Source organism: Salinicola sp., assembly GCF_982684285.1.
Genome location: NZ_CEXLVS010000383.1, coordinates 1 through 2,431, shown reverse-complemented (window position 1 = coordinate 2,431; position 2,431 = coordinate 1). Strand labels below are relative to the sequence as shown.

The following is a 2,431-nucleotide window of genomic DNA, read 5'->3' as shown; positions in this document are numbered from 1 at the left end:
GGGTGATCTCGACCAGCTCGTCGTCGTCGAGGAACTCGATGGCCTGCTCCAGGGTGAAGCGAATCGGCGGCGTCAGCACGATGTTCTCGTCATTGCCGGAAGCCCGCATGTTGTCGAGCTTCTTGCCCTTGGTCGGGTTGACGACCATGTCGTTGGCCCGGTTGTTGATGCCGATCAGCATGCCTTCGTAGACTTCGGTGCCGTGGTCGACGATCAGCTTGCCGCGCTCCTGCAGCGTGTAGAGCGCATAGGCCAGCGCCTTGCCCGGCACCATCGACACCAGCACGCCGTTACGGCGTTCGATCGCGGCGTCCGGCTTGAGCGGGCCGTAGTGGTCGAAGCGGCTGGTCAGGATGCCGGTACCGGAGGTCAGGGTCAGGAACTGGCCGCGGAAGCCAATCAGGCCGCGCGCGGGGATGATGAAGTCCAGGCGAACGCGCCCCTTGCCGTCCGGATTCATGTTGGAGAGCTCGCCCTTGCGGTAGCCGAGCTCTTCCATCACCGCGCCCTGATGCTGCTCTTCGCAGTCGATGATGACTTCTTCGTACGGCTCCTGCTTGACGCCGTCGATCTCGCGGATGATGACCTCGGGGCGGCCCACGGCCAGCTCGAAGCCTTCGCGACGCATGGTCTCGATCAGCACCGACAGGTGCAGCTCGCCACGCCCGGAGACCTTGAATTTCTCGGAGGATTCACCCTGTTCGACGCGCAGCGCGACGTTGTGGATCAACTCCTGCTCGAGACGGTCCTTGATGTTGCGGCTGGTGACGTACTTGCCATCCTTGCCGGCGAACGGGGAGTCGTTGACCTGGAAGGTCATCGAGACGGTCGGCTCGTCGACGGAGAGCGGCGGCAGCGCTTCGACGTTGTTGACGTCGCACAGCGTGTCGGAGATCGCCAGATTGTCGATACCGGTGATGCAGACGATGTCGCCGGCAGTGGCTTCGTCGGTCTGGACCCGCTCCAGCCCCATGTGGGTCATGACCTGGCCGATCTTGCCCTTGCGGGTCGCGCCTTCCTTGGTGATGACGCTGATCTGCTGGCTCGGCTTGACGCTGCCGCGCTTAATGCGGCCGAGACCGATGACGCCGACATAGCTGTTGTAGTCCAGCGCCGAGATCTGCATCTGGAACGGGCCGTCGAGTTCGACCTTGGGCGGCTCGACGATGTCGCCGATGCTCTTGAACATCGGCGTCATGTCTTCGGCCATGTCGTCCGGCTCCATGCCGGCGATGCCGTTGAGCGCGGAGCAGTAGATGATCGGGAAGTCGAGCTGCTCGTCGGTGGCACCGAGGTTGTCGAACAGATCGAAGATCTGGTCGACGACCCAATCCGGGCGCGCGCCGGGACGGTCGACCTTGTTGACCACCACGATCGGCTTGAGGCCCTGGGCGAACGCCTTCTGGGTCACGAAGCGGGTCTGCGGCATCGGGCCGTCGACGGCATCGACCAGCAGCAACACGGAGTCGACCATGGACATGACGCGTTCGACTTCGCCACCGAAGTCGGCGTGTCCCGGGGTGTCGACGATATTGATGTGGTAGTCGCGGCCGTTGCCGTCGTTCCAGCGGATCGCGGTATTCTTGGCCAGGATGGTGATGCCGCGTTCCTTCTCCTGGTCGTTGGAGTCCATGATCCGCTCTTGGCCTTCGGCTTTGCGGTCCAGGGTGCCGGATTGGCTCAGGAGCTTGTCGACCAGTGTCGTCTTGCCATGGTCGACGTGGGCGATAATGGCAATGTTCCTAATGCTCTCGATACGAGCGTTAGAGGCGTTGTCACTCATGGGGCGGTTTCCATCGTAAAATGTGTGCGCCCATGTCTAGGGGCTGTTGACGTTTCAGCGCGAACCGCGGTGCTGCGCCAAATGTCGCCAGGCCAGGCGCGGGATGCAGAGAAGGGTGGTTCCCTTTTTTAATCCCGCAACGCCGCATGGCGCCATTTGCCGCGCAACCCGAAGGGCCAGGCCAGTTTTTGCGTGGTGCTGCGTTATTCGTCATTCATTTGGAATGACCAAACTACGCTCCTCACGCCTTGCCCCGCACAATAACTGGCTCCGGCGCGGCCGTGCATGAAACGCCGACAGCCCCTAAGTCGATGATCCGCGCTCTAGCGCTGGATCGACGAGTCCCCTGGGCACTGAGTAGGAGGGTCGGGCGCGCATTGTACAGGCAAGCGCGCGACACTGGCTACTTTAGTCTATCGGTACCATTAGAGAGTTTTTCGACGACGATTCCGCCGCGACGGGCTTGGGCGAAGGGCCCTGAACGCGGCGGGCCAACCCATTGAAAGGCGAGGGTTTCATGTCTCCGGAGGAAGGGGAACGGGAGCGCGCGGAACGAATCATCGAATGGATTCGTGCCGACGCCTGGCGCCTGGACGTGTTGCGCCAGGCGCGCGCGTTGCGTCTCCCCGACAGGTGGCTGGCCGCCGG

General features: G+C 62.7%; 1 protein-coding gene. It reads right to left on the bottom strand.

The genetic code is table 11. The features are described from left to right. Positions 1–1,783, bottom strand: a 1,783-nt coding sequence (gene typA, locus AC3AYF_RS20150) for a translational GTPase TypA (protein WP_487780281.1), incomplete at its 3' end; no start/stop codon positions are given. Positions 1,784–2,431 lie beyond the last annotated feature (648 nt).